This window comes from Rhizobium croatiense (genome assembly GCF_019793465.1).
GTDB lineage: Bacteria > Pseudomonadota > Alphaproteobacteria > Rhizobiales > Rhizobiaceae > Rhizobium > Rhizobium croatiense.
In genome coordinates this window covers 83,127-105,320 of the sequence record NZ_JAILYJ010000008.1, presented here as the reverse complement: position 1 = coordinate 105,320, position 22,194 = coordinate 83,127, and the positions used below count along the sequence as shown (strand labels likewise).

Below are 22,194 nucleotides of genomic sequence, written 5' to 3'. Positions count from 1 at the left end.
AAGTATTCTGTCAGCCGATATATCTGGCGATTACCAGATGGCCGGGCGTCGGCTGTCCATCTTCCATCCGCACGTTGATATCCGATATCTCGACGAGCTCGAAACCGGTGGCCGTCAGCCGCTCTCTCACATAGGCGTCGGCATGGGCGAAGCGGTGATGCGGGCCGACCATGTAAGCGCGCCCGGCGAGAATTTCTTCGGGCAGGGTTTCGGAGGAGAAGATGAAGAGGCCGCCCGCCGTCAGATTCTCGGCGGCTCCAAAGAACAACGGTTCGAGCGCCCCGAGATAGGGCAGCACATCGGTTGCGGCGATGATGTCGAAGGCTTCCTCGTCATTGTCCTCGAGGAAATCCTCGACTTCGGCGACGAAGAGCGTCTCGTAGAGATCCTTCTCATGAGCGATCTCGACCATCTTTTCCGATATGTCGATGCCGGTCATATCTTCGCAGAGGTCGCGCAGGGCGCCGCCGGTCAGACCCGTGCCGCAGCCGAGGTCGAGCAACCGCTTGAATGGTCCGAGCTTCAGCTGCTGCAGGCGCTGGCGCACCAGCATCGGAACGTGATAGCCAAGCTGATCGACGAGCACGTCCTCGAAGACCTCGGCATGCTGGTCGAACAAGGTCTCGATATAGGCGTCGGGCGCCTTGGCCGGCGTTTCACCGCGGCCCATCGCGGCGATGCGCACGGCGGCTCCGCCGTGGTCGTCCGGATCGATCGCCAATACTTCCTCATAGGCTGCCACGGCCGCGTCGACATCACCGGCCTTTTCCAGCGCCAGTGCGCGGTTATAGGCCTCAGCAAGGGCTTCTTCGTCGATCTTCTTTGCCATCGCGGTCACCATCCTTCTGTTTCAGGCACGGCTCTAAGGCGGCTTTCGATCTTTTGCAATGGCGTGGCTGCAGGCGCAGAATGGTCGGGCGCCTTATGAGAGGCAGCCGCATGGGAGACGAAGGGAGGAAAATCATGGAGACGGAGCAGGACAGAATATCATCGATAAGGGAAAGAGAGGATGTGCGGAGGTTGCTGCTGCCGGGTACACCAGGCGAGACCACCAATACGCTCATCCATTATTACCGTGGCGAGCTCGGGCGGATGACGAGCTGGCGTGATCGCATCGACCGGACCTCCAACTGGGCAATCACCGTGGTGGCGGCGCTGCTCTCGGTATCGCTGTCGACTCCGACCTCGCATCACGGTGTGCTGCTGTTCGGGATGATGCTGATCACCTTGCTTCTGATGATCGAGGCGCGGCGTTACCGCTTTTTCGACATTTACCGCGCCCGCATCCGCCAGATCGAGCGCTTCTATTTCGCGCAGATTCTGGCGCCCGATCCCAATAGCGGCAGCGAATGGGCCGCGGTGATCGCCGGCAGCCTGCGCCATCCGCGCTTCCTGCTGAGTTATGGCGAGGCGATGCATCGCCGTCTCAAGCGCAATTACGGCTGGATGTACTTCATCCTGCTCCTTGCCTGGTGCCTGAAGATCTCGACGCCGAAACTGCAGACGGAGGGCGTGCCGGCGCTGCAGGCGCATTCATGGGCCTATGTCATCGACAATGCGGTGCTCGGGCCGACGCCCGGCCTTGCGGTCATTGCTACGGTCGTCGCCTTCTATGCCGGCATCGTCTGTTTCGCGCTGCGTCCAGATCGCGACGAGGGCGAGTTCGGCCATGGCGAGGCGCATGTCTGATCAGTGCAGGATGAACTCACCCTTCAGCGCGCGCCACTCGGTTGCCGAGATCAGCTTGCGGTGGACGTAGCTCACCGAATGCAGCGGCCCGTCGAGCTTCTCCTGCCAGAATTTCAGGAAGCCGCGCATCTCGGGAAAATCCGGGGCAAGATCGTAGTCCTGCCAGACGTAGGTCTGCAGGATCTTCGGGTGGTCCGGCAGGCGGTAGAGGATCTGGGCGGTCGTCAGGCCGTAACCTTGCAATTGTCTTTCCATGTCCGTGTGCATTTTTATTCCGCTTCTTCTCGTTCCCACTCGCGCGCTTATTAGCGCTACGGGATATGGAAACATGCGAGTGGTTAACGGAAATTTTACAGATACTGCAGGAAAGGACAATTTATTTTTAATATCAATGGCTTGGCAGCACGGCTCCGCGAGTGCTGCCAGCGCCGTCAGCGCTGGAGATGGCGAGTCAGCCGACGCTCGATCCACGCCCAGAGATGGCGCAGCGCCTCGACGATGGTGAGATAGAAGATCGCCGCCCAGAGATAGGTCTGGTAGTCGAAGGTGCGGGAGAAGGCGTAGCGGGTTTCGCCCATCAGATCGAGCACAGTAATGATGGCGACGACCGCCGAGCCCTTGATCAGAAGAATGATCTCGTTGCCATAAGGGCGCAGCGCGACGATGAAGGCCTGGGGCAGGATGACCTTGCGGAAAGCAATGGCCTTGTGAATGCCGAGTGCGGCGGCCGCCTCGTGCTGGCCGTGCGGCACGCTCTCGATTGCGCCGCGCAGGATTTCCGCCTGATAGGCTGCCGTATTGATGGTCATGGCGAAGAGACCACAATACCAGGCTTCGCGGAAGAACCACCAGATGCCGATGGCTTCCAGCTGCGGACGGAAAACGCCGAGGCCGTAATAGACCAGGAAGAGCTGGGCAAGCAGCGGCGTGCCGCGGAAAAAATAGATATAGCCATAGGCGAACCAATTCAGCGCCCGGTTCTTCGACAGCCGCGCCATGGCGAGCGGCAGCGACAGGATGGCGCCGCAGACGACGGAGATGGCGACAAGGCTGAGCGTTACCCAGAGACCGTGCAGATAACGCGGCCCGTAGCGGGTGAATTTGTCCGGATCCCAGCCATTGACGACTGTAAAGATCAGCAGCGCTGCGAAGAGCGCCCAGAAGGCAACGAGGATATAGCCACTGAGGCGGGCCACCGTCATCGGCTTTGCCACCTCTCGAGGGGCGGGCCGCGGTGGGATCAAGGCTTCGGCATAGCTCATCGGCGAACCTCAGAACGTTTGGCCCAGCGGTCGATGCGGACGAGCAGGAACGAAGAGAGGATGGCGAGCACCAGATAGAGACAGCAGGCGATGCCGTAGAAGAAGAAGGGTTCCTTGGTCACCCGTACGGCGACGCTCGTCTGGCGCAGGATGTCGGCAAGGCTGATAATCGAGACATAGGACGTGTCCTTCAGCAGCACCATCCAGAGGTTCGTCAGGCCAGGGAGTGCGATTCGCACGAGCTGCGGCAGGATGATGAGCCGCAGCGTGCGGCCGCGATGCAGGCCGAGCGAGTCTCCTGCCTCATACTGGCCCTTGGGTATGGCGCGGAAAGCCGAGAGCAGCACTTCCGAACAGTAGGCGGAGAAGACGACCGACAGCGCGATCACGCCGGCGAGAAAAGCGTTGATCTCGATCGGCGGTCCGACATAGCCGACAAGCTCCAGGAGGGACTGGATCAGCATCTGCATGCCGTAATAGATGATGAAGAGCGTCAAAAGCTCCGGCAGGCCGCGGAAGATCGTCGTGTAGATGTCGGCGGCCAGCCGCAGCGGCTTTTCCTCCGATTGCTGGCCCAGCGCCACGAGGAAACCGATGACGAGGCCGATGGGCAGCGTGACGATCGCCACCGAAACGGTGACCTGCAAGCCGAGGGCGATTTCGTCGCCCCAGCCAGTATCGCCGCAGGCAAGAATCGTCGACTGACCAAACCAGGTGAAGATGCCGACGGGTCCGCAGAGCGGATCGAATATGTGCACAAGTGAGCTCCAGACGGAGCCAAGCGCGGAAAACAATCCGCCCATGCCGGAATTCCCCTCACGGCTTTTGCCGTTTTGATCTTGTCACCGTTGTCAAACAAAAATGGCGGAAGAGCAAGCCTTCCGCCATTCGCTTTATCGGCCAGATACCGAATTTCTCAGTCGCCGTAAACGTCGAAGTCGAAGTACTTGTCCTGGATCTTCTTGTACTCGCCGCTGGCGCGGATCGCAGCGATCGCCGTGTTGAGCTTTTCCTTCAGCGGATCGCCCTTGCGGATGGCGATGCCGGCGCCTTCGCCGTTGATTTCCTTGTCGACCGGCAGGGTGGTCAGGATCTTGCAGCAGGCACCTGCGTCGGACTTGACCCATTCGGAGAGAACGACGACGTCATCGATGACGGCATCGACACGGCCGCTGGAAACGTCGAGCTTGTATTCGTCAGCGGTCGGATAGAGCTTCAGCTCGGTGTCGGCAAGATGCTTCTCGGCGTAGTTGGCGTGCGTCGTCGAGGTCTGCGCGCCGATCACCTTGCCCTTGAGCCCAGCAACGTCGGTGATCTTGGAGTCCTTCGGCACGGCGATGGCCGGCGGGGTGTTGTAGTACTTGTTGGAGAAGTCGACGAGCTTCAGGCGTTCCGGCGTAATCGACATGGAAGAGACGATCATGTCGAATTTCTTGGCGTTGAGCGCCGGAATGATGCCGTCCCAATCGGTGCTGACGAAGCTGCATTCAGCCTTCATCTCGGCACAGAGCGCCTTGGCAATATCGATGTCGAAGCCCTGGATCGTGCCGCTGGCATCGACGAATTCGAAGGGCGGATAGGTCGAATCGGTGCCGATCACGTATTTTTCGCCATCGGCCATGGCCGAGCCGGCAAAGAGCGACATTGCCGCGATCGAGGCTGCCGCGAAGATACGGGTGGAGTTAAACATGAGGATCCTCTCTGTTGGTGGCCGCTGTCTGTTTTTCTCTTGGATTCGCGACCGCAATTCAACGGTGTCGACACCGCCTTGCGGCGATAATCAGACTTTTTTTCATGGAATTGCAACACAAATTCCCGCGCAATTGTGCGGTGCAAATAACAGGCGAGATGAACGAAAGCAGACTGCTACATTCACGGGAGGTTAATCCAGCGCTTCCTAGAACCGGAACAAATCGGCGGCTTGGCGCTTTGCCAATTCGCCGTTTCGCCTCATTGCGAAGCTAGGGGCGAAGCAAGGCCTGTCGGCCTTCAGGAAGCTCAAACAGGATCGAGGAAACCCGATGGGCAAAAAATCTAGATTGTTTGCGAGTGCAGCTTTCCCGCTGCTTTCCCTATCGCTGGCTCTCCAGCCCGACACGACGATGGCTGCCGTCCGCGACGTCACGACGCCGACCGCGGCCGTGCAGCAGGCGGCACAGGGCAGTTTCGAAGTGGCGCAGGACGCGCCTTCCGAGGAAGAGCTCTTGAAGAAGAAGCGCAAGCAGAAGGAGGAAGCCCCGGCCGAGCAGGCGCCGGCCGCGGAACAGCCGAAGGAGGCGCCCGCCGAGAAACCGAAGGCCGAACGCAAGGAAGCGCCGGAACCCAAGGCAGAGCCGGAGCCGCCGAAGGCCGAAGCCGCGCCGAAGGAAGAGCCGGCACCGCAGGCCGAAAGCAAACCCGAGCGCAAAGCCAAGAAGGAAGCTCAGCCAGAGGCCAAGCCGGAAGCCGAGCCCCAGCAGGAGCAGCAGCCGGTAACGCAGGAAAAGCCGAGGAAGCCGAAGAAACAGGCCGAGCCGGAGGTCCAGCCGGAGCCCGAACAGCAGCCGGCCGCCAAGGAAGCCAAGCCGGAGACGGAACAGGCGCAGCCTGAGGCGAAGCCCGAAGGCGGCAAGCGGGAAAAAGGCCGGGATAAGGCTAAGGCGAAGAGCGAAACTGCTGCTCCCGAAGCGGTGACGCCCGCCGAGGAACAGGCCACGCCCGAAGCCAAGCCGGAGGTAAAACCCACAGCCGAAGCGCCTGCCGAGAAGAAGCCGAAGAAGGGCGAGGCTGCCGCACCCGCGGAGAAGGCAACCGAAGACAAGGCGGCAGCCCCGGAAGCTGCGCCCGCCGAAAAGCCCGCCGACGGCACGGCCGCAAAGCCTGCCGCTGAGCAGCCTGCCGGCGAAAAGCCGGCTGCGCCTAGCACCGACACTGCCCAGCCGCTGCCGGATGCCAGCGGCGGTCAGCAGGTCGAGCAGGCGATTCCGGCACCGGAAAAGGTTTCTCCCGATGAACTCGAGCGCCGCAAGAAGGTTGCCGCGGATCCGGCCAAGAGCAGCGAGACCGTCGTGCTGCCGGTTGAGAATGGCGCCGCCGTGCTCGACAGCGACAAGGATGCCGACCGCAGCAAGGGCCGTGAAAGCCGCCGTGATCGCGACAAGGTGCGCGCCGAGAGCCAGGAGGTGAAGGTGCCGACCTCGGATGCCGATGCGCAGGCGGCGACCGCTGCCAAGGCGCCGGCACCGATCAAGCTCGAGGCGGTCACCAGCGAGCAGGGCACCAGACTAGAGGAACGGCCGCGATTCGTCCGTCCCGAGGGCGCCCGCGTTGACGACCAAACCGACGACAATCGCGTGATCATCCAATACAACAATCAGGTGATCGTGCGCAGCGACGACGACAGACGGTTCCTGCGCGACGGCGAACGGCCGATCTATGAAGAGCTGCCCGATAGTCGTTATCGCGAGACGATCACACGGCCGGAGGGCTATCGCATCGTGACGATCCGCAACCGCTACGGCGATATCATCCAGCGGTCGCGCGTCGATGCCCGCGGGCGTGAATCCGTGCTCTACTACTCGCCCGATCTTTACGAAGATCCGGACCGCGGCTATTTCGAGGATCCGGGTGCCGATCTGCCGCCGATGCGGTTGCGCGTGCCACTCAGCGATTACATCATCGACACGAGCAGCGAGCCGGACCGCGACTATTACGAGTTCCTGAGCGAGCCGCCCGTCGAGCCGGTGGAACGCGTCTATTCGCTTGACGAGGTGAGGTATTCAGCCCGTATCCGCGACAAGGTGCGCCGCATCGACCTCGACACGATCACCTTCGCGACCGGCAGCGCCGAGATCCCGATGACCCAGGCGCGCACCCTGCGCAAGGTTGCCGACGCGATCAACCAGGTGCTGAAGAAGGATCCGAGCGAGACCTTCCTGATCGAGGGTCACACGGATGCCGTCGGTACCGATCAGAGCAATCTGGTTCTTTCCGACCAGCGCGCGGAATCGGTCGCTAACGTGCTCTCCGACGTCTACGGCATCGCGCCGGAAAACATGGCGACGCAGGGTTACGGCGAGCAATACCTAAAGGTGAACACATCAGGTCCCGAACAGGAAAACCGCCGCGTCACCATTCGCCGCGTCACGGCGCTGGTCCGCCCGGTAGCTGCCAACCAGTAAATACTGTCGCCCCTCTCCAGTCGCGGAGAGGGGCGACCGGCTTGCTCCCTCTTCTCCCCGCGGGGGAGAAGAGACCCGAAGCTCTACTCGCCGACTTTCTTCGCCGCCTTTTCGATGACGTCGGCGACTTTTTCCGGTTGGGATGCGAAAACGGCATGGCTGGCCTTGATTTCGGTCACATCACTGGCGGCTCGTTTTGCCATGTCGCGCTCGAGATCCGGGTTGATGGCGCGATCCTCAGTGGCGACGATCGACCAGCTCGGCTTCGTCCGCCATGCCGGCTCTGCGATCTTGGCCGCGAAGGCCTGTTTCGAGGCGAAGACTTGTGACTTCGCAAGGAAGTCGGCCTCGGCTTTTGGAAGGTCGGCGGCAAAATCCGCCGCGAAGGCGCCGGGGTCGAGATAGAGATATTTGCCGTCCTTCGTTTCCTTGATGTCCATGCTGCCGGCCGGCTTCGAGCTGGCGAGGCTCAGCAGGCTTTCGCCCTTGTCGGGCTGGAAGGCTGCGACATAGACCAGACCCGCAACATGGGGATCGTTGCCGGCTTCGGTGATCACTATGCCGCCGTAACTGTGGCCGACGAGCAGCGTCAGTCCTTCCTGAAGGTCTAGAACCCGCTTCGTCGCGGCCACGTCGTCATCGAGCGAGGTGAGGGGCTCCTGGACGATGGTGACGTTGAAGCCGCGCTTTTCGAGGATTTCGGTCGCCTTGCGCCAGCCCGAACCGTCTGCCAGGGCGCCGTGGACGATCACGATGTTCTTCACCGAGGCAGCCTCGGCAGCAAAAGCGATTCCGGCGGTGGCAAAGGCAAGGGCTGCGATGAAAGTCAGATGCTTGTTCATGAGGTTACTCCTTGTGGTCGATGTTGAAGAGCGGGATGTGGAACGGTCTTGGGTTCAGCCGAAGGTGAAGGCGTAGGCTTGGACGCCGGGATCGAGGAAGCGGATCTCGAAGTTGCGGGCAGTGACGGTGCCGGACTGCCGCACGAGTTGGTAAAGACGCGTCGCAGTGACCGTGCCGTTGCCGTCGGCATCGATGTCGGAGCCGTGGTCTGCGCCCGGAGCCTTGCCGTCGATCTTCACCTGGAAACGGACCGGTTTAGCTCCATCGCCGGGTCCGAGAACGAGATGCAGGTCACGGGCGCTGAAGCGATAAGTGATGCCGCCGCCTGCCTGATCGAGCGTTGCCTGATCCTTACCAACGGTCCAGCTTCCCGACAGGCCCCAGCCATTGAGGCCCGGCTTGCTGATCGAGTAGTTCTGCGGAGCATCTGCCTGCAGCCCCTCGGGTGAGCTGAAGTTCGTCGCCTGCTCGTAGCCGAGATAGGCCTCGCCGGAGCGGACGTTGCCGAGATCGGGACCGGCTTCAACGCCCTTGGCATCGGGGGCGACCGGCGCGGTGGCGGTCATTTCACTTCCGGCCTCGCGCAGCAGGTCCTGGATGGCTTTTTCGGTCCTGCCGTAATTGCCTTCGCCGAAATGGTGATAGCGGATCTGGCCCTTGGCATCGATCAGGTAGGCGGCTGGCCAGTAGCTGTTCTCGAAGGCGCGCCAGATCTTGTAGTCATTGTCGACGGCAACGGGATAGCCGATCTTGAAGTCGCTGATGGCGCTCTTGACGTTGTCGATCTTCTTTTCGAAGGCGAATTCCGGGGCGTGGACGCCGATCACCACGAGACCTTGATCGGCATATTTTTCCGCCCAGGCCTTGGTGTAGGGGATCGTCCGAATGCAGTTGATGCAGGAATAGGTCCAGAAGTCGACGAGGACGACTTTGCCGCGCAGCTCTTCGGTGGTCAGGGGTTTGGAGTTCAACCATTCGACTGCACCGTCGAGCGAGGGCGCATAACCCTCGACGGGGAGATCGCTGCGGAAAGGCTTCTTCGCATCGGCCGCGACGATCGTCGCGTCGTTGCTCGCGACCTCGGAGGGTGCACCGGCGAGCGGCTTTGGATGCAGCCGGTCGAGCACGGCCTGTTCCAGAGACGCGGTGCTGGCATAGGAGAGGCGGGACAGCAGGCTGGTGTCGAGGCCGAACGCGATGATGGCGACGCCTGCGAGCACGGCAGCGCCGAGCACCTGGCGAATGCGATCACCGAGACCGAGCGAGCGCTTCATGGCGGCAAATATCTTTCCGCCGACCGACAAGGCGACGGCAAGGGAGGTCGCCGCGCCGGCTGCATAGGCAGCGAGCAGGAAGCTGGTCTCAAGGTTGGCGCCCTGCAAGGCAGCACCCGTCAGCACGAGGCCGAGGATCGGCCCGGCACAAGGCGCCCAGAGCAGGCCGGTGGCAACCCCGAGAATGAGGGCGCTCCTGACCGTAGGCGCCGTGCGCCCGCTGCCGCTGGCGTTCACGAGGTTATTTCCCAGATCGACGATCGGACGGGCAAGGGTGCTGGCAAAGCGCGGCGAAAGCAGGCTCACGCCGAAGAGGGCAAGCAGGACGATCGCGGCAAGGCGGCCATATTCGTTGGCGCGGATGGCCCAGCTGCCGCCGACTGCGGCAAGAGTGGCGACGAGCGCGAAAGTGGCGGCCATGCCCGCCAGCATCGGCAGCGTGCTTTTGACGAAGGGCTGACCGGCGCGGGCGAAAACGAAGGGGAGGATGGGGAGGATGCAGGGGCTGAGGATGGTCAGCACGCCTCCGAGATAGGCAATGATCAGAAGTGTCATCATCGTTTCCTTTGAAACCGATTGGTCGGGCTCTGGACGGCGATGGGCCTGAACCAGCAACGGCGCGATGTAGCCGGGCGGAGGTATCTCCGATGTGTCTGGTTTGGCGGGAAAATGTACCGAACTATTGCGCTGGGGCGGAAGCGATACAAAAGAATACAAACTGCCTCATCCGCAGAGGCGGCGACAAATAGCCGAGGCGGACCTGCAATGCTCTGCGGAGGCAACGCAATTGTATCAGAGTGTATCTGGCGGAGCGGTGTCTACATTCGTATTCAAAAACCGCGGCCTGCGACATATGGGCGATACAAGCCGAACGTCTTTTGAGCACCGTGATCCATTCGACAGGAGAGACCGATGTCCGAGCAAATCAACCACCACCGCCGCCGCTTCTTCAGCATGACAGCCATCGCCCTTGCGGCAGTCGAATTCGGCGTAGCCGGCGCGGCCTCTGCCCAGCCGGCGCCGGCTTCGCCCGCGTCCTTGCCCGATGCGAAGGCCGGAACCCATACGTCCTTTGAAGCGCTGAAGCAGATCAAGACCGACGTGCTCGATATCGGCTATGCCGAGGCCGGCAAGGCGAATGGTCCTGTCGTGCTGCTGCTGCACGGCTGGCCTTATGATATCTATAGTTTCGTCGACGTCGCGCCGCTGCTTGCTTCCGCCGGGTACCGGGTGATCATCCCTTACCTGCGCGGTTACGGCACGACGCGTTTCCTCGATGACAAGACACCTCGCAACGGCCAGCCTTCGGCGCTCGCCGCCGATATGATCGCCCTGCTCGATGCGCTTAAGATCGAGAAGGCGGTGATTGCCGGCTACGACTGGGGCGGGCGGACCGCCAACATCATGGCCGCGCTCTGGCCGGAGCGCTGCAAGGCGATGGTATCGGTCAGCGGCTATCTGATCGGCAGCCAGGAAGCCAACAAGAAGCCGCTGCCGCCGAAAGCCGAGCTTGCCTGGTGGTACCAGTTCTATTTCGCCACCGAACGCGGCCATCTGGGCTATGCCAGCAACACGTACGATTTCGCAAAGCTCATCTGGCAGACGGCCTCGCCGAAGTGGAATTTCGACGATGCGACCTTCGACCGATCCGCTGCCGCCTTCGACAATCCCGACCATGTCGACATCGTCATTCACAATTACCGCTGGCGTCTGGGGCTCGTCGAAGGCGAGGCGAAGTACGACGCCTATGAGAAGAAGCTTGCCGCCTTGCCGATGATTTCGGTGCCGACGATCACCATGGAGGGTGATGCGAACGGCGCGCCGCATCCGATGCCTTCTGCCTATGCCGGAAAGTTCTCCGGCAGGTACGAGCATCGCACGATCGGCGGCGGCATAGGCCATAACCTGCCGCAGGAGGCGCCGCAGGCCTTTGCGCAAGCCGTGATCGACGTCGATCGCTTCTAAAGCACTTCGCGATCTTTCAGATTCGGTTCCCGCGCTTTAGGTCTTTGTTTTTACGCATGTCGTTATCGCAAAACCGCAGCACACTTTTGCGCGACATGCTTTAGAGGCGGCATCAAGCCGCAGAGCCTCGTTGCTCCGACCGGCGGAATATGCGTAGGTCGCGTCTTGCGCTTCGGCATCATGACCGAGGCGGTGGGCGCGGCCATAGCGTTGAGGAATAGGCAAATATGGATCATGTCGATCACATCCTGATCGTCGACGACGATCGTGAAATCCGAGAGCTGGTTTCGGGCTATCTGCAGAAGAATGGCCTCAGGACCAGCGTTGCCGCGGACGGGCGCCAGATGCGCAGTTTTCTGGACGCCAATGCCGTCGACCTGATCGTGCTCGACGTGATGATGCCCGGTGACGACGGATTGGTGCTGTGCCGCGAACTGCGCGCCGGGCGGCACAAGGCAATCCCGGTCCTGATGCTGACGGCCCGCACCGACGAGATGGACAGGATCCTCGGGCTGGAGATGGGCGCCGACGACTATCTCGCCAAACCTTTCGCCGCGCGCGAACTGCTGGCCCGCATCAAGGCGGTGCTGCGGCGCACGCGCATGCTGCCGCCCAACCTGCAGATCAGCGAGGCGGGACAATTGCTGACCTTCGGCGATTGGCGGCTCGACACGGTTGCTCGCCACCTCCTTGACAAGGAAGGGACGGCGATTGCGCTGAGCGGCGCCGAATACCGCCTGCTGCGTGTCTTCATCGACCACCCTCAGCGGGTCCTCAATCGCGATCAGCTTCTGAGCCTGACGCAGGGGCGCGACGCCGAGCTCTTCGATCGCTCGATCGATCTATTGGTCAGCCGCCTGCGGCAGCGGCTGGGAGACGATGCGCGCGAGCCGACCTATATCAAGACGGTGCGCAGCGAAGGTTATGTCTTCTCGGTTCCGGTCGAAATTTCGGAGCCGCGCCAATGAGGAGTTCGGTCGCCATGCTGCCGGGCCTGAAGTGGCCGAGAACGCTGCGATCGAGGATCTTTCTCATCCTGCTGATCGGCCTGGCCTTCGCCTACGGGCTTTCCTTCAGCGTTCTCTACATGGAGCGCTACATGTCGGCCAAGGCGGTGATGCTCGGCACGCTCGAGAACGATGTTGCAACATCAATTGCTGTTCTCGACCGGCTCCCGGCGGCCGAGCGCGGCGACCTTGTTGACTGGCTGAGCCGCGGCAACTACCGATTCGAACTCGGGCCTGGCTTGGCCGGTGTGCCCGACGCCTCGAGCAAGGGCAGGGAGATCGCAGGAAAGATAGAGGCGGCCGTCAGGCACCGCTTTCCGATCCGCATCGAACGGATACCGGGCGAGGTGAACCGGCTGCAGGCGCATCTGACGCTGAGCGACGGCAGCCCGCTCACCATCGATGTGACGCCGAGGGGCGTCATGCCGATCGCGGAATGGCTGCCCTATGTCTTTGCCGTCCAGATGGCGCTTCTTATCCTGTGTACCTGGTTTGCGGTGCGCCTGGCGATCCGGCCGCTCGGAGAGCTTGCCGCCGCCGCAGATGCGCTCGATCCCGATAGGAAGGGTCCCGGTTTGAGTGAGACGGGGCCAAGCGAAGTCGCGCATGCGGCGAGGGCGTTCAATGCGATGCGGGAGAGGATTGCCCATTACCTCGAAGAGCGCGTCCAGATATTGGCGGCGATCTCACACGACCTGCAGACGCCGATCACCCGGATGCGACTGCGCGCCGACATGGCGGAGGATTCGCCCGAGAAGGACAAGCTGGTGAGTGACCTCGCAGAGATCCAGCGGCTCGTGCAGGACGGGATCGCATATGCGCGCAGCGCCCACGGCAGCGGAGAAAAGAACGCCCGGATCGATCTCTCCTCGTTCATCGATAGTATAGCCTACGACTATCAGGACACCGGAAAGGACGTCGCGGTCGTCGGGCTGGTTGAGGGCGCTGCCTTCACTAGGCCGCATGCCCTGCGCCGGATCCTGTCGAACTTCATCGACAATGCCCTGAAATTTGCGGGCTCCGCCGAGATCACCGTCGAACACAACGCGGAAAAGGCGGTCGTCATTTCAGTCATGGATCGCGGGCCGGGAATTCCTGATGACATGCTGGAAGCCGCCATGCAGCCGTTCTTCCGGCTGGAGCAATCCCGCAACCGCGAGACTGGCGGCACGGGCCTTGGCCTTGCGATCGCCCAGCAGCTGACGGCGAAGCTCGGCGGCTCGCTCAGGCTCTACAATCGGCCCGGCGGCGGACTGGCGGCCGAGGTCACCCTTCGGTGATCTCGCGCCGCCTGGAGATTTTCCGGCGGTTTGCACGCAAAGATGTCTCGGAAACCGGATGCTACGATTTGTGACATTTCAACCGATTTCGGAAACATGCAGGATATATCGGCCGGTCAAAACTCACTTCGTCAACCCGGTCGCAGCCGCGATCTCCTCGCGTACGGCGGCCCATATACGGAGTGTTTCCATGACAAAGATCGACAAGGTTCTCTATACCGGCAAGACCCGCACGACAGGCGGGCGCGACGGCGCCTCGCACAGCGATGATGGGCAGCTCGACATCAAGCTCTCGCCTCCTGGCAGCGCGCGGCCCGGCACCAATCCCGAGCAGCTTTTCGCCGCCGGCTGGTCGGCCTGCTTCATCGGTGCGATGGGCATTGCCGCCGGCAAGCTGAAGATCAGGCTTCCCGCGGAGACTGCGGTGAATGCCGAAGTCGATCTCGGAACGACGGACGGCGATTATTTTCTGCAGGCCCGTCTCAAGGTCAGCCTGCCCGGCATCGAAGCGGATGTCGCCAGGGCGCTTGTCGACGAGGCGCACCGGACCTGCCCGTATTCGAAGGCGACACGCGGAAATATCCATGTCGAGCTGAGCATTGCCTGAAGGCGGCAGCGGAAAGGAAACAGGGCGGGGCCCAGCCGGGCTTCGCCGATGGAGGGTCCAATGAGATTGATGATTATCTGCGTTCTGGCAGCTGCGGTCTTCGCCGCCCCATGTATCTACGACATCAGCTCGCACGAGGCATCGCCGCTTGCGGGCCTCGTAACGGCGGCTTCCGCGGTTGAGCAACCGCTTTTCTGAATTCGGCAGGGAGATGACAGTGAAACTCTATCAGAACGAAATTTCTTCCGCGACCTCGAGGGTCCGGATTGCACTTGCTCTCAAGGGGCTGGCGGCTGAGGTGCTGCCGGTCACCATCCTCGGCGAAGAAGCCGAGAGCCGGCAGGCGGGCTATCGCAGCGTCAACCCACAGGGACTGGTGCCGGCCCTGCTGACGGATGGCGGCGTCCTCATCACTCAATCGCTGGCGATCGTCGAATATCTCGATGAGGTTCAGCCCGAGCCGCCGCTGCTGCCCGATACGGCTGAAGGCAGGGCGCAGGCCCGTTCGATCGCGCTTGCGATCGCAGCCGAAATCCACGCGCTGCTGCCGCCGCGGATCGGCCTGCATCTGAAGGCGGCCTTCCAGGCCGATGCCGACGCCGTTGCCGCCTGGAGCCGCCATTGGGTCGGCGAGGGGATGGCTGCGGTCGAGACGATGATTGCCGGCCGCAGGAATGGCGCTTTCGCCATCGGAGACCGGCCTGGCATAGCCGACATCTTCCTCTTTCCACAGGCGATCAGCGCCCGACGCATGGGCTTCGACCTTGCCCGGTGGCCGAATATCGCGGAGATCGTCACCAAGCTGGAGACGATACCGGCTTTTCATGAGAATGCGCCGGCGCCGAGAAAATGATCCGATTGGTGAAGATGCAGCCCAAAAGGATTTCGCTCTCCACACGACGTCCTCCTCGGCCTTGTGCCGAGGATCTGCTGCCCTATCGACCGGAAGCAGATGCTCGGATAAGCCCGAGGATGACGAAAGGTCTTCTCAGCGATTGACCCTTGCCTGCAGGTGCGGAGGGTAACGATCGCCTTCGACCTTGATGGTGGCGAGCGCGCTTTCGATGCTGGCAAGGTCGTCGGCCGCCAGTTCGACCTCGGCGGCCTGGATGTTCTCCACCAGGCGATGCAGCTTGGTGGTGCCGGGAATCGGCACGATCCAGGGTTTTTGCGCCAGCAGCCAGGCCAGCGCGACCTGGGCCGAGGTGGCCTTCTTGCGCGCGGCGATCTCTGCGAGGAGATCGACGAGCGCCTGGTTGGCCTTTCGCGCTTCCTGAGAAAAACGCGGCACAATGTTGCGGAAGTCCTTGCTGTCGAAGGTGGTCGTCTCGCTGATTGTGCCGGCGAGGAAGCCTTTGCCAAGCGGGCTGAACGGCACGAAGCCGATGCCGAGCTCTTCGAGCACCGGCAGGATGTCCTGCTCGGGCTCGCGCCACCACAGCGAATATTCGCTCTGCAGCGCCGTCACCGGCTGGACGGCATGGGCGCGGCGGATCGTCTGGACGCCGGCTTCCGAGAGGCCGAAATGTCTCACCTTGCCCTCTGAAATCAGAGTCTTGACCGTGCCGGCGACATCTTCGATCGGAACATCCGGATCGACGCGATGCTGGTAGAACAGATCGATGACATCGGTCTTCAAGCGCTTCAGCGCTTGGGTCGGCGACCGCGCGGATCTGCTCCGGCCGGCTGTTCATGCCGCTCTGGCCGCCATTGGCATCGAAGTTGAAGCCGAATTTCGTGCCGATCACCACCTCGCCGCGGAAGGGAGCGAGCGCCTCTCCCAGAGCTCTTCGTTCTTATAGGGGCCGTAAGCTTCGGCGGTGTCGAAGAAGGTCACGCCGCGTTCGAAGGCCTGCCGGATCAGCGCGACCGCTTCCTGGATCGCTGTCGCCGGGCCATAACCAAAACTCAGCCCCATGCAGCCGAGACCGATGGCCGAGACCTGGAGACCGCTCTTTCCGAGTTCACGCTTCTGCATCGCCGTTTCCCTTCTAAGCTTGGTACTCACTGTCGGTGACATGCTCCATCCAGTCGACGACCTTGCCGTCGAGCTGTTCCTGGATGGCGATATGGGTCATAGCGGTCGTCGGCGATGCGCCATGCCAATGGCGTTCCCGCGGTGCGAACCAGACGACGTCGCCGGCGCGGATTTCCTCAACGGGTCCGCCTTCACGCTGCACGCGGCCGCAGCCGGATGTGACGATCAGGGTCTGGCCGAGCGGATGGGTGTGCCAGGCGGTTCGGGCGCCGGGCTCGAAGGTAACGCTGGCGCCGGCCGCGTGGGCCGGGTCAGGAGCCGCAAAGAGAGGGTCAATGCGCACCGTGCCGGTGAACCAGTCCGCCGGTCCCTTGACCGACGGCTGAGAGCCGTTTCGCTTGATCTCCATGGTCGTCCTTCCTATGTCTGCGGTAACGTCCGCGGCGGAACGGTATCGTCCGCGGCGGAACGGTATCGTCCGCGGCGGAACGGTATCGTCCGCGGCGGAACGGGGCGTCCGCGGGCGGAACGGGGGCGTCCGCGGTATCGCAGGATATTTAGCGCGTGCCTTTGATCGGGATTAGATGGTATTAGCGGCAAGGACCCATGAGAAAGTTTCATGAATGCCGCGCCCAGCCGCCAATGATCTTATCGCCTTCCTCGCTGTCGCGCGGGCGCAGGGCTTCACGAAAGCAGCGGGGAAGCTCGGCGTGTCGCAATCGGCGCTCAGCCATACCATTCGGGGGCTCGAAGAGCGGCTCGGGCTGCGATTATTGACGCGCACGACCCGCAGCGTCTCGCCGACGGAGGCCGGCGAGCGGCTGCTCCTCACCATCGGCCCGCGGATCGACGAGATCGAGACCGAGCTTGCCGCCTTGAGTGCCTTTCGGGAGAAGCCGGCCGGCACCATCCGCATCAATGCCGGCGAGCACGCGGCAAATGCGGTGCTCTGGCCCGCCCTGAAAAAGCTTCTGCCTGATTATCCCGATATCCATGTCGAGATCATCGTCGATTACGGCCTGACCGACATCGTCGCGGAGCGCTACGATGCCGGCGTGCGGCTGGGAGAGCAGGTGGCGAAAGACATGATCGCGGTGCGCATCGGTCCCGACATGCGCATGGCCGTGGTCGGTGCTCCCGACTATTTCGAAAGACGGCCGAAGCCACTGACGCCGCAGGATCTCACCGATCACAACTGCATCAATCTGCGTCTGCCGACCTATGGCAGTGTCTACGCCTGGGAGTTCGAGCGCGACGGGCACGAGCTGAAGGTTCGCGTCGAGGGGCAGCTGACATTCAATAATATCGCTCTTCGGCTGAATGCGGCGCTCGCCGGCGCGGGGCTGGCATATCTGCCGGAGGATGCCGTGCAGGCGCATCTTGCCGATGGGCGGCTGCTGCGTGTGCTGGAGGATTGGTGTCCGCCGTTTCCCGGCTACCACCTCTATTATCCGAGCCGCCGGCACGCCTCGGCGGCCTTCGCCCTCATCGTCGATACGCTTCGTTATCGAGGGTAGATTCCGCTCGCTCCGGGCACCCGGATCCGGGACTTACGATCGGGCCTCTTCGAGCCCGACGATGCCGGCGATGAAATCGGCAATGGCGCCTGTGTCGTCCAGATCGAAGACGGGCAGGGACGTATCGGTGACAGCATGATCTGCGGCGATGGCGCAGATATGGGGATCGCTCGGCGCCAGCGGTTGGCGGTTGGCAGCCTCCAGGCGGCGGGCCTCGATTTTCGGGATGGGCTCGCGCTTGTAGCCTTCGATCAGAACGAGATCGCAGGGGGCGAGACGGGCGAGGATTTCCTCGAACTCGGGTTCGGGCGCGCCGCGCAGCTCGTGCATGATGGCGTAGCGGGTGCCGGAGACAATGGTGACCTCGTGGGCGCCAGCCTCGCGGTGGCGGTAGCTGTCGGCGCCGACCTTGTCGATGTCGAAATCATGATGGGCATGCTTGATCGTCGAGATCCTGTAGCCGCGGCGCGTAAACTCCGTCACCAGCCGGACGGCGAGCCCCGTCTTGCCCGAGTTCTTCCAGCCGGCGATGCCGAAGATTTTGGGTGCGGTCATACGCGAAGGGCCTCCAGCCAGCGTTGCGCCTCGACAAGATCGTCCGGCGTATTGATGTTGAAGAAGGGATCGAGCAGGCTGGCGCGGGTCGGATGCAGCGGAAACGCCACTTCCGTAACGTCATGCCGTAACAGGAAGTCGCGCACGCGGCGCTTCTCGTCGGTGGCGATCCAGGCTTCGAGATGGGCGGCGAGCGTCAGCGGCCAGAGCCCGAAGACGGGATGGCTGCGGCCTTCGGAAGCAGCGATCGCGATCTGCGACGGTCGTTCGAGCGCTGCCGCCAGCCGGGCGACGAGATCGGCCGGGAAGAACGGGCAATCCACCGAGACGGTGACGACATGGGTGATCCCGGGAAGGCCGGCGGCATAGAGCATGGCCGCATGAATGCCGGCCAATGGCCCGGCCTTGCCGGGAAAACGGTCGGGGACGACAGGCACATCTTCTGCGGCGACATCGGCGTTGACGGCGACGGCGGCGACCTGCTGCGCGAGGCGGCTCAGGACATGGTGCAACAGGCTTTCGGTTCCGAGCGTCACGCTCGCCTTGTCGCGGCCCATGCGCTGTGAGCGGCCGCCGGCCAGCACGATGCCTGCTATATCGGATCTGTCGAGCGAGAACTCCGTCATCATCCTGCCTCAAACCGGTGAGCGCGGCGCGGATTCCTGCGCGATCGGCGGCACACGGCGCTTGGCTTCACGATAGAACGTATAGAGGCCGGAAGCGATGACGATCGCAGCGCCGAGCAGCGTCAGGCTGTCGGGCACTTCGGTGAAGAAGAAAAAGCCGAGCAGCGAGGAAAAGATCAGGCTGGTATAGCGGAACGGCGCGACGAAGGAGATTTCACCGGTGCGCATGGCGAGAATGACCGACTGGTAGCCGACGAGCACCAGCACCGAGGCGAGCAGCAGATGCCCGAGCGACGTGGCGCTGACCGGCTGCCAGCCGCCGAGCACCGGGATGAGCAAAGCCCCGAAGAAGGAGATTGAAATGGCGGTGATGACGGTGATCATCAGCGAGGGAATCTCCGGATCGATCGAGCGGGTGGCGAGATCGCGGCCGGCCGTCGTCAGCACCGCGCCGACGCAGAGCAGGGCGGCGGCGGTAAAACCTTCCGGGCCGGGACGGATAATGATCATCACGCCGACGAGGCCGACCAGGATCGCCGACCAGCGCCGCCAGCCGACCGGCTCGCGGAAGAACAGCGCGGCACCGAAGGTGACCACCAGCGGCAGCGATTGCAGGATCGCCGAGGCATTGGCGATCGGCATCATGCCGAGCGCGGTGATATAGGTGACGGCGGAAAACATTTCGCAGATGATGCGGAGGATGATGACCGGCCGCAGCACGATTCGCCAGGAGCGCAGGGCGCCCATTTTCCTGGCGATCAGATAGACGAGCAGGCTGGTGAAGAGGCCGCGCAGGAACATGATCTCGCCTGCGTTCATATAGGCGACAACCGATTTGGAGAGAGCATCGCTCGCGGAAAAGCCAGCCATCGCCATGCTCATATAGATGGCGCCCTCAGTATTGCGTGACCGCGGCATGAAGAGATTCCCTTTACCTGTGCCCCCTTCTTAGTCGGGAAGAACCATGAAGGGAATCGGCTGAATGTCACACCCGGGAGAAATCGATGATGCGGCGCACAATGGCACTTGACGTTGCGGCAGGCATGCATTTGGAAAGCCCCGTAAATCAGCATTTTACCACGCGAATTGCGATATTTTCGATGCGGCGATCGACGCTCCTTCCTCCTTCGGCGATTGAGTTGATCACTGCTCGAAAACATCGACTGTCGACGGCTTTTGTTTGTCCGCGCGGGAAACGGGTGGCTGCATCGCCCGATGTTTGAGAGGGATGCCTCGACAACTGAGGAGAAACGGACATGACACTTCTGAACGACAAGGTCGCAATCATCACCGGCGCAAGCTCCGGCATTGGCCGCGCGGCGGCAAAACTCTTTGCGCAGGAAGGTGCCAAGCTCGTGGTCACCGGCAGGCGACAGGCGGCGCTCGATGCCGTCGTCGGCGAAATCGAGGCGGAGGGTGGGCAGGCCGTCGCGATATCGGGCGACGTCAGGGACGAGGCGCTGCAGGCAAGGCTTGCCGATACGGCAGTCTCGCGCTTCGGCCGGCTCGACATCGGCTTCAACAATGCCGGCATCCTCGGCGAGATGGGGCCGGTAACCGGGCTGTCGCTGGACGGCTGGCGCGAGACGCTCGAGACCAATCTCACCGCCGCCTTCCTCGGCGCCAAACATCAATCGGCAGCGATGGGACAAGGCGGCGGATCGCTGATCTTCACCTCCACCTTCGTCGGTCACACCGCCGGCATGCCCGGCATGGCCGCCTATGCGGCGAGCAAGGCGGGGTTGATCGGCTTCGTGCAGGTACTCGCCGCCGAACTCGGGCGGCAGAACATCCGCGTCAACGCCCTGCTTCCCGGCGGCACCGACACGCCGGCCAGCATCACCAATGCGCCGGATGCTACGCCGGAAGTTTTGGCTTTTGTGGAGGGGCTGCATGCGCTGAAACGCATGGCGCAGCCGGAGGAGATCGCCAATGCGGCATTGTTCCTGGCGTCCGATATGGCGAGCTTCGTAACAGGCACGGCGATGCTCGCCGACGGCGGGGTTTCGATCAGCCGGACGTAGGTGGGTGAGGGTGGCTCGACATTTTGCAGATCGAGCCACCCGCCCTCGCCCTTCGAGGCTCTGGCCTGCGGCCTACGCACCTCAGGATGAGGGCTAGTTGTGGTGCCGCGCGGCCGGTCAACTGATCTCTGCCCCGCTCTGCGGTGAGGCGGGCTGAGCCCTCTCTCCGACCTCATCCTGAGGTGCCCCGGAGGGGCCTCGAAGGACGGGGTCGGCCACTGACGGATAGGTCATGTGGCGCTATGGACAACCTGGGCATTTTGCCCTTCGCTTACGCTTCGTGCATTCGCGGCTTTCGCCGCTCACCCCTCATCTGCCTGCCGGCATCTTCTCCCCGCCGCTGGGGAGAAGGGGAATTGTCGCGGCGTCTTGCGCCACTTGAAGCCTGTGCTGTAGGGGTGGCGACCGTGCACTTGCTCCCCCATCTCCCCAGCGGGGAGAAGATGCCCGTCAGGGCAGATGAGGGGGTGAGGAGCGTTAGCGAGGAGCGTCTGAGCGTAAGCGAAGGCAATCCTGTATTCCATCGCCGCCTCCCAAACCGGCATCCCACCTACGACATGATCAACCCGCCATCGACATTGATCGTCTGGCCGGTAATGTAGACGGCGTCGTCGCTGGCGAGGAAGGTGACCAGGCCGGCGACGTCTTCGCCGGTGCCGGCGCGTTTCATCGGGATGCCTTCGACCCATTCCTTCATCAGTTCGCCCGGGGCGTAGTTGCCCAGCAGCTTGCCCCAGGCCTGGTCGTTATAGGCCCACATGTCGGTTTCGATGATGCCGGGGCAGAAGGCGTTGACGGTGATGTTTTCGATCGCGACTTCCTTGGCCAGGCTCTGGGTGATGCCGACGACGCCCATTTTCGAGGCGGCGTAGTGCGGGGTGTAGATGAAGCCGTCGCGGGCCTGGCCGGAGGCGGTGTTGATGATGCGGCCGCCGCGCTTGTGCTTGCGCATTCTTGCGATCGCCTCCTGGGCGCAGAGGAAGACGCCCTTGGTGTTGACGGCCATGACCTTGTCCCACTCGCTTTCGGTCAGATCCTCGACGCGGGCTATGGTGATAACGCCGGCGTTCTGGATCGAGACGTCGACGGCGCCGAATTCACTTTCGGCGGCGTCATAGAGCGCCTTGACGCTCGTCCTGTCGGTAACATCGCCGATGAAGGAGATCGCCTTGCCGCCCTCGGCCCTGATCCCCGCGGCGACGCCGTGGACGAGATCCTCATTGGCCGAGACGACGAGATTGGCGCCTTCGCGCGCAAAGCGCCTGGCGATCGCCGCGCCGATGCCGCGGCTGCCCCCGGTGATGACGACAGTTTTTTGCTCAAAGCGTTTCATCCTCTTTCCTTCCCGGTATCCGTCGATAAACAGCAAATCTGGGCGCGACCTGCCCTGCGATCATTGTTGAAGCT

General features: G+C 62.6%; 21 protein-coding genes and 1 pseudogene. 9 read left to right on the top strand and 13 right to left on the bottom strand.

Features of this window, described 5'->3' with window-relative positions:
• Positions 1-10 precede the first annotated feature (10 nt).
• A complete protein-coding gene (locus K6M89_RS14805; protein ID WP_222139941.1) occupies positions 11-829 on the bottom strand; it encodes a class I SAM-dependent DNA methyltransferase in 819 nt (272 codons plus the stop codon).
• 134 nt (positions 830-963) lie between these two features.
• Between K6M89_RS14805 and K6M89_RS14800 the strand changes: the two genes are divergently transcribed.
• Positions 964-1,689, top strand: coding sequence for a DUF2270 domain-containing protein (locus tag K6M89_RS14800; protein WP_222139940.1), 726 nt, complete (start codon positions 964-966; stop codon positions 1,687-1,689).
• Here K6M89_RS14800 and K6M89_RS14795 read toward each other — a convergent pair whose 3' ends face one another.
• From K6M89_RS14795 to K6M89_RS14780, 4 genes are all read right to left on the bottom strand, one after another.
• Positions 1,690-1,956 carry an usg protein gene (locus K6M89_RS14795; protein WP_222139939.1) on the bottom strand — a complete coding sequence of 89 codons (267 nt, stop codon included), beginning with the start codon at positions 1,954-1,956 and terminating at the stop codon, positions 1,690-1,692.
• Positions 1,957-2,120: 164 nt separating this feature from the next.
• Positions 2,121-2,951, bottom strand: coding sequence for an ABC transporter permease (locus tag K6M89_RS14790; protein ID WP_222139938.1), 831 nt, complete (start codon positions 2,949-2,951; stop codon positions 2,121-2,123).
• Positions 2,948-3,754, bottom strand: coding sequence for an ABC transporter permease (locus K6M89_RS14785; RefSeq protein ID WP_097579794.1), 807 nt, complete (start codon positions 3,752-3,754; stop codon positions 2,948-2,950). The genes K6M89_RS14790 and K6M89_RS14785 overlap by 4 nt, the downstream gene beginning before the upstream one ends.
• A gap of 113 nt (positions 3,755-3,867) precedes the next feature.
• Positions 3,868-4,641 (bottom strand): transporter substrate-binding domain-containing protein, encoded by a 774-nt coding sequence (locus K6M89_RS14780; RefSeq protein WP_097579795.1) that lies wholly within the window; start codon positions 4,639-4,641, stop codon positions 3,868-3,870.
• A gap of 331 nt (positions 4,642-4,972) precedes the next feature.
• Between K6M89_RS14780 and K6M89_RS14775 the strand changes: the two genes are divergently transcribed.
• Positions 4,973-7,111 carry an OmpA family protein gene (locus K6M89_RS14775; protein WP_222139937.1) on the top strand — a complete coding sequence of 713 codons (2,139 nt, stop codon included), beginning with the start codon at positions 4,973-4,975 and terminating at the stop codon, positions 7,109-7,111.
• 83 nt (positions 7,112-7,194) lie between these two features.
• Here the strand turns inward: K6M89_RS14775 and K6M89_RS14770 are convergent, their stop codons facing one another.
• Together K6M89_RS14770 and K6M89_RS14765 are read right to left on the bottom strand one after the other, a co-directional pair.
• On the bottom strand, positions 7,195-7,953 hold the full coding sequence (locus K6M89_RS14770; protein ID WP_097579797.1) for an alpha/beta hydrolase: 759 nt from the start codon (positions 7,951-7,953) through the stop codon (positions 7,195-7,197).
• A gap of 54 nt (positions 7,954-8,007) precedes the next feature.
• On the bottom strand, positions 8,008-9,783 hold the full coding sequence (locus K6M89_RS14765; RefSeq protein ID WP_222139936.1) for a cytochrome c biogenesis protein DipZ: 1,776 nt from the start codon (positions 9,781-9,783) through the stop codon (positions 8,008-8,010).
• Between the two features lie 357 nt (positions 9,784-10,140).
• Between K6M89_RS14765 and K6M89_RS14760 the strand changes: the two genes are divergently transcribed.
• The 5 genes from K6M89_RS14760 to maiA all read left to right on the top strand — a co-directional run bounded on the left by K6M89_RS14760 (position 10,141) and on the right by maiA (position 14,940).
• Complete coding sequence (locus K6M89_RS14760; RefSeq protein ID WP_222139935.1) at positions 10,141-11,193, top strand: alpha/beta fold hydrolase; 1,053 nt, start codon at positions 10,141-10,143, stop codon at positions 11,191-11,193.
• A 227-nt stretch (positions 11,194-11,420) separates the two neighbouring features.
• Positions 11,421-12,161: a response regulator gene (locus K6M89_RS14755; RefSeq protein WP_039620139.1), complete on the top strand. Its 741-nt coding sequence runs from the start codon at positions 11,421-11,423 to the stop codon at positions 12,159-12,161.
• Complete coding sequence (locus K6M89_RS14750) at positions 12,158-13,480, top strand: sensor histidine kinase (protein WP_222139934.1); 1,323 nt, start codon at positions 12,158-12,160, stop codon at positions 13,478-13,480. Before K6M89_RS14755 ends, K6M89_RS14750 begins: the two co-directional genes overlap by 4 nt.
• Positions 13,481-13,670: 190 nt before the next feature.
• Positions 13,671-14,087 (top strand): organic hydroperoxide resistance protein, encoded by a 417-nt coding sequence (locus tag K6M89_RS14745; RefSeq protein ID WP_222139933.1) that lies wholly within the window; start codon positions 13,671-13,673, stop codon positions 14,085-14,087.
• A gap of 217 nt (positions 14,088-14,304) precedes the next feature.
• Positions 14,305-14,940: a maleylacetoacetate isomerase gene (gene maiA, locus K6M89_RS14740; RefSeq protein ID WP_222139932.1), complete on the top strand. Its 636-nt coding sequence runs from the start codon at positions 14,305-14,307 to the stop codon at positions 14,938-14,940.
• A 135-nt stretch (positions 14,941-15,075) separates the two neighbouring features.
• Here maiA and K6M89_RS14735 read toward each other — a convergent pair.
• Positions 15,076-16,065, bottom strand: a pseudogene (locus K6M89_RS14735) (aldo/keto reductase).
• A gap of 13 nt (positions 16,066-16,078) precedes the next feature.
• Positions 16,079-16,474, bottom strand: a complete 396-nt coding sequence (locus tag K6M89_RS14730) for a (R)-mandelonitrile lyase (protein WP_097579803.1) — start codon at positions 16,472-16,474, stop codon at positions 16,079-16,081.
• Positions 16,475-16,688: 214 nt separating this feature from the next.
• Between K6M89_RS14730 and K6M89_RS14725 the strand changes: the two genes are divergently transcribed.
• Positions 16,689-17,582, top strand: coding sequence for a LysR family transcriptional regulator (locus K6M89_RS14725; protein WP_222139931.1), 894 nt, complete (start codon positions 16,689-16,691; stop codon positions 17,580-17,582).
• A 33-nt stretch (positions 17,583-17,615) separates the two neighbouring features.
• Here K6M89_RS14725 and mobB read toward each other — a convergent pair whose 3' ends face one another.
• Genes mobB through K6M89_RS14710 form a run of 3 tightly spaced genes read right to left on the bottom strand, consistent with a single transcriptional unit; the run spans position 17,616 to position 19,681 of the window.
• Complete coding sequence (gene mobB / locus K6M89_RS14720; RefSeq protein ID WP_222139930.1) at positions 17,616-18,137, bottom strand: molybdopterin-guanine dinucleotide biosynthesis protein B; 522 nt, start codon at positions 18,135-18,137, stop codon at positions 17,616-17,618.
• Positions 18,134-18,763: a molybdenum cofactor guanylyltransferase MobA gene (mobA, locus tag K6M89_RS14715; RefSeq protein WP_222140064.1), complete on the bottom strand. Its 630-nt coding sequence runs from the start codon at positions 18,761-18,763 to the stop codon at positions 18,134-18,136. Before mobA ends, mobB begins: the two co-directional genes overlap by 4 nt.
• A 9-nt stretch (positions 18,764-18,772) precedes the next feature.
• Entirely contained in the window at positions 18,773-19,681 is a 909-nt protein-coding gene (locus K6M89_RS14710) for a DMT family transporter (RefSeq protein ID WP_222139929.1), read from the bottom strand.
• 338 nt (positions 19,682-20,019) lie between these two features.
• Between K6M89_RS14710 and K6M89_RS14705 the strand changes: the two genes are divergently transcribed.
• Positions 20,020-20,787: an SDR family oxidoreductase gene (locus tag K6M89_RS14705; RefSeq protein WP_222139928.1), complete on the top strand. Its 768-nt coding sequence runs from the start codon at positions 20,020-20,022 to the stop codon at positions 20,785-20,787.
• Positions 20,788-21,337: 550 nt separating this feature from the next.
• Here K6M89_RS14705 and K6M89_RS14700 read toward each other — a convergent pair.
• Positions 21,338-22,120, bottom strand: a complete 783-nt coding sequence (locus K6M89_RS14700) for a glucose 1-dehydrogenase (protein WP_222139927.1) — start codon at positions 22,118-22,120, stop codon at positions 21,338-21,340.
• Positions 22,121-22,194 lie beyond the last annotated feature (74 nt).

Bases quoted from the DNA above. Each gene is read 5' to 3' on its own strand.
- K6M89_RS14805 (WP_222139941.1), bottom strand. From the start codon at position 829: ATGGCAAAGAAGATCGACGAAGAAGCCCTTGCTGAGGCCTATAACCGC.
- K6M89_RS14800 (WP_222139940.1), top strand. From the start codon at position 964: ATGGAGACGGAGCAGGACAGAATATCATCGATAAGGGAAAGAGAGGAT.
- K6M89_RS14795 (WP_222139939.1), bottom strand. From the start codon at position 1,956: ATGCACACGGACATGGAAAGACAATTGCAAGGTTACGGCCTGACGACC.
- K6M89_RS14790 (WP_222139938.1), bottom strand. From the start codon at position 2,951: ATGAGCTATGCCGAAGCCTTGATCCCACCGCGGCCCGCCCCTCGAGAG.
- K6M89_RS14785 (WP_097579794.1), bottom strand. From the start codon at position 3,754: ATGGGCGGATTGTTTTCCGCGCTTGGCTCCGTCTGGAGCTCACTTGTG.
- K6M89_RS14780 (WP_097579795.1), bottom strand. From the start codon at position 4,641: ATGTTTAACTCCACCCGTATCTTCGCGGCAGCCTCGATCGCGGCAATG.
- K6M89_RS14775 (WP_222139937.1), top strand. From the start codon at position 4,973: ATGGGCAAAAAATCTAGATTGTTTGCGAGTGCAGCTTTCCCGCTGCTT.
- K6M89_RS14770 (WP_097579797.1), bottom strand. From the start codon at position 7,953: ATGAACAAGCATCTGACTTTCATCGCAGCCCTTGCCTTTGCCACCGCC.
- K6M89_RS14765 (WP_222139936.1), bottom strand. From the start codon at position 9,783: ATGACACTTCTGATCATTGCCTATCTCGGAGGCGTGCTGACCATCCTC.
- K6M89_RS14760 (WP_222139935.1), top strand. From the start codon at position 10,141: ATGTCCGAGCAAATCAACCACCACCGCCGCCGCTTCTTCAGCATGACA.
- K6M89_RS14755 (WP_039620139.1), top strand. From the start codon at position 11,421: ATGGATCATGTCGATCACATCCTGATCGTCGACGACGATCGTGAAATC.
- K6M89_RS14750 (WP_222139934.1), top strand. From the start codon at position 12,158: ATGAGGAGTTCGGTCGCCATGCTGCCGGGCCTGAAGTGGCCGAGAACG.
- K6M89_RS14745 (WP_222139933.1), top strand. From the start codon at position 13,671: ATGACAAAGATCGACAAGGTTCTCTATACCGGCAAGACCCGCACGACA.
- K6M89_RS14730 (WP_097579803.1), bottom strand. From the start codon at position 16,474: ATGGAGATCAAGCGAAACGGCTCTCAGCCGTCGGTCAAGGGACCGGCG.
- K6M89_RS14725 (WP_222139931.1), top strand. From the start codon at position 16,689: ATGCCGCGCCCAGCCGCCAATGATCTTATCGCCTTCCTCGCTGTCGCG.
- mobB (WP_222139930.1), bottom strand. From the start codon at position 18,137: ATGACCGCACCCAAAATCTTCGGCATCGCCGGCTGGAAGAACTCGGGC.
- mobA (WP_222140064.1), bottom strand. From the start codon at position 18,763: ATGACGGAGTTCTCGCTCGACAGATCCGATATAGCAGGCATCGTGCTG.
- K6M89_RS14710 (WP_222139929.1), bottom strand. From the start codon at position 19,681: ATGCCGCGGTCACGCAATACTGAGGGCGCCATCTATATGAGCATGGCG.
- K6M89_RS14705 (WP_222139928.1), top strand. From the start codon at position 20,020: ATGACACTTCTGAACGACAAGGTCGCAATCATCACCGGCGCAAGCTCC.
- K6M89_RS14700 (WP_222139927.1), bottom strand. From the start codon at position 22,120: ATGAAACGCTTTGAGCAAAAAACTGTCGTCATCACCGGGGGCAGCCGC.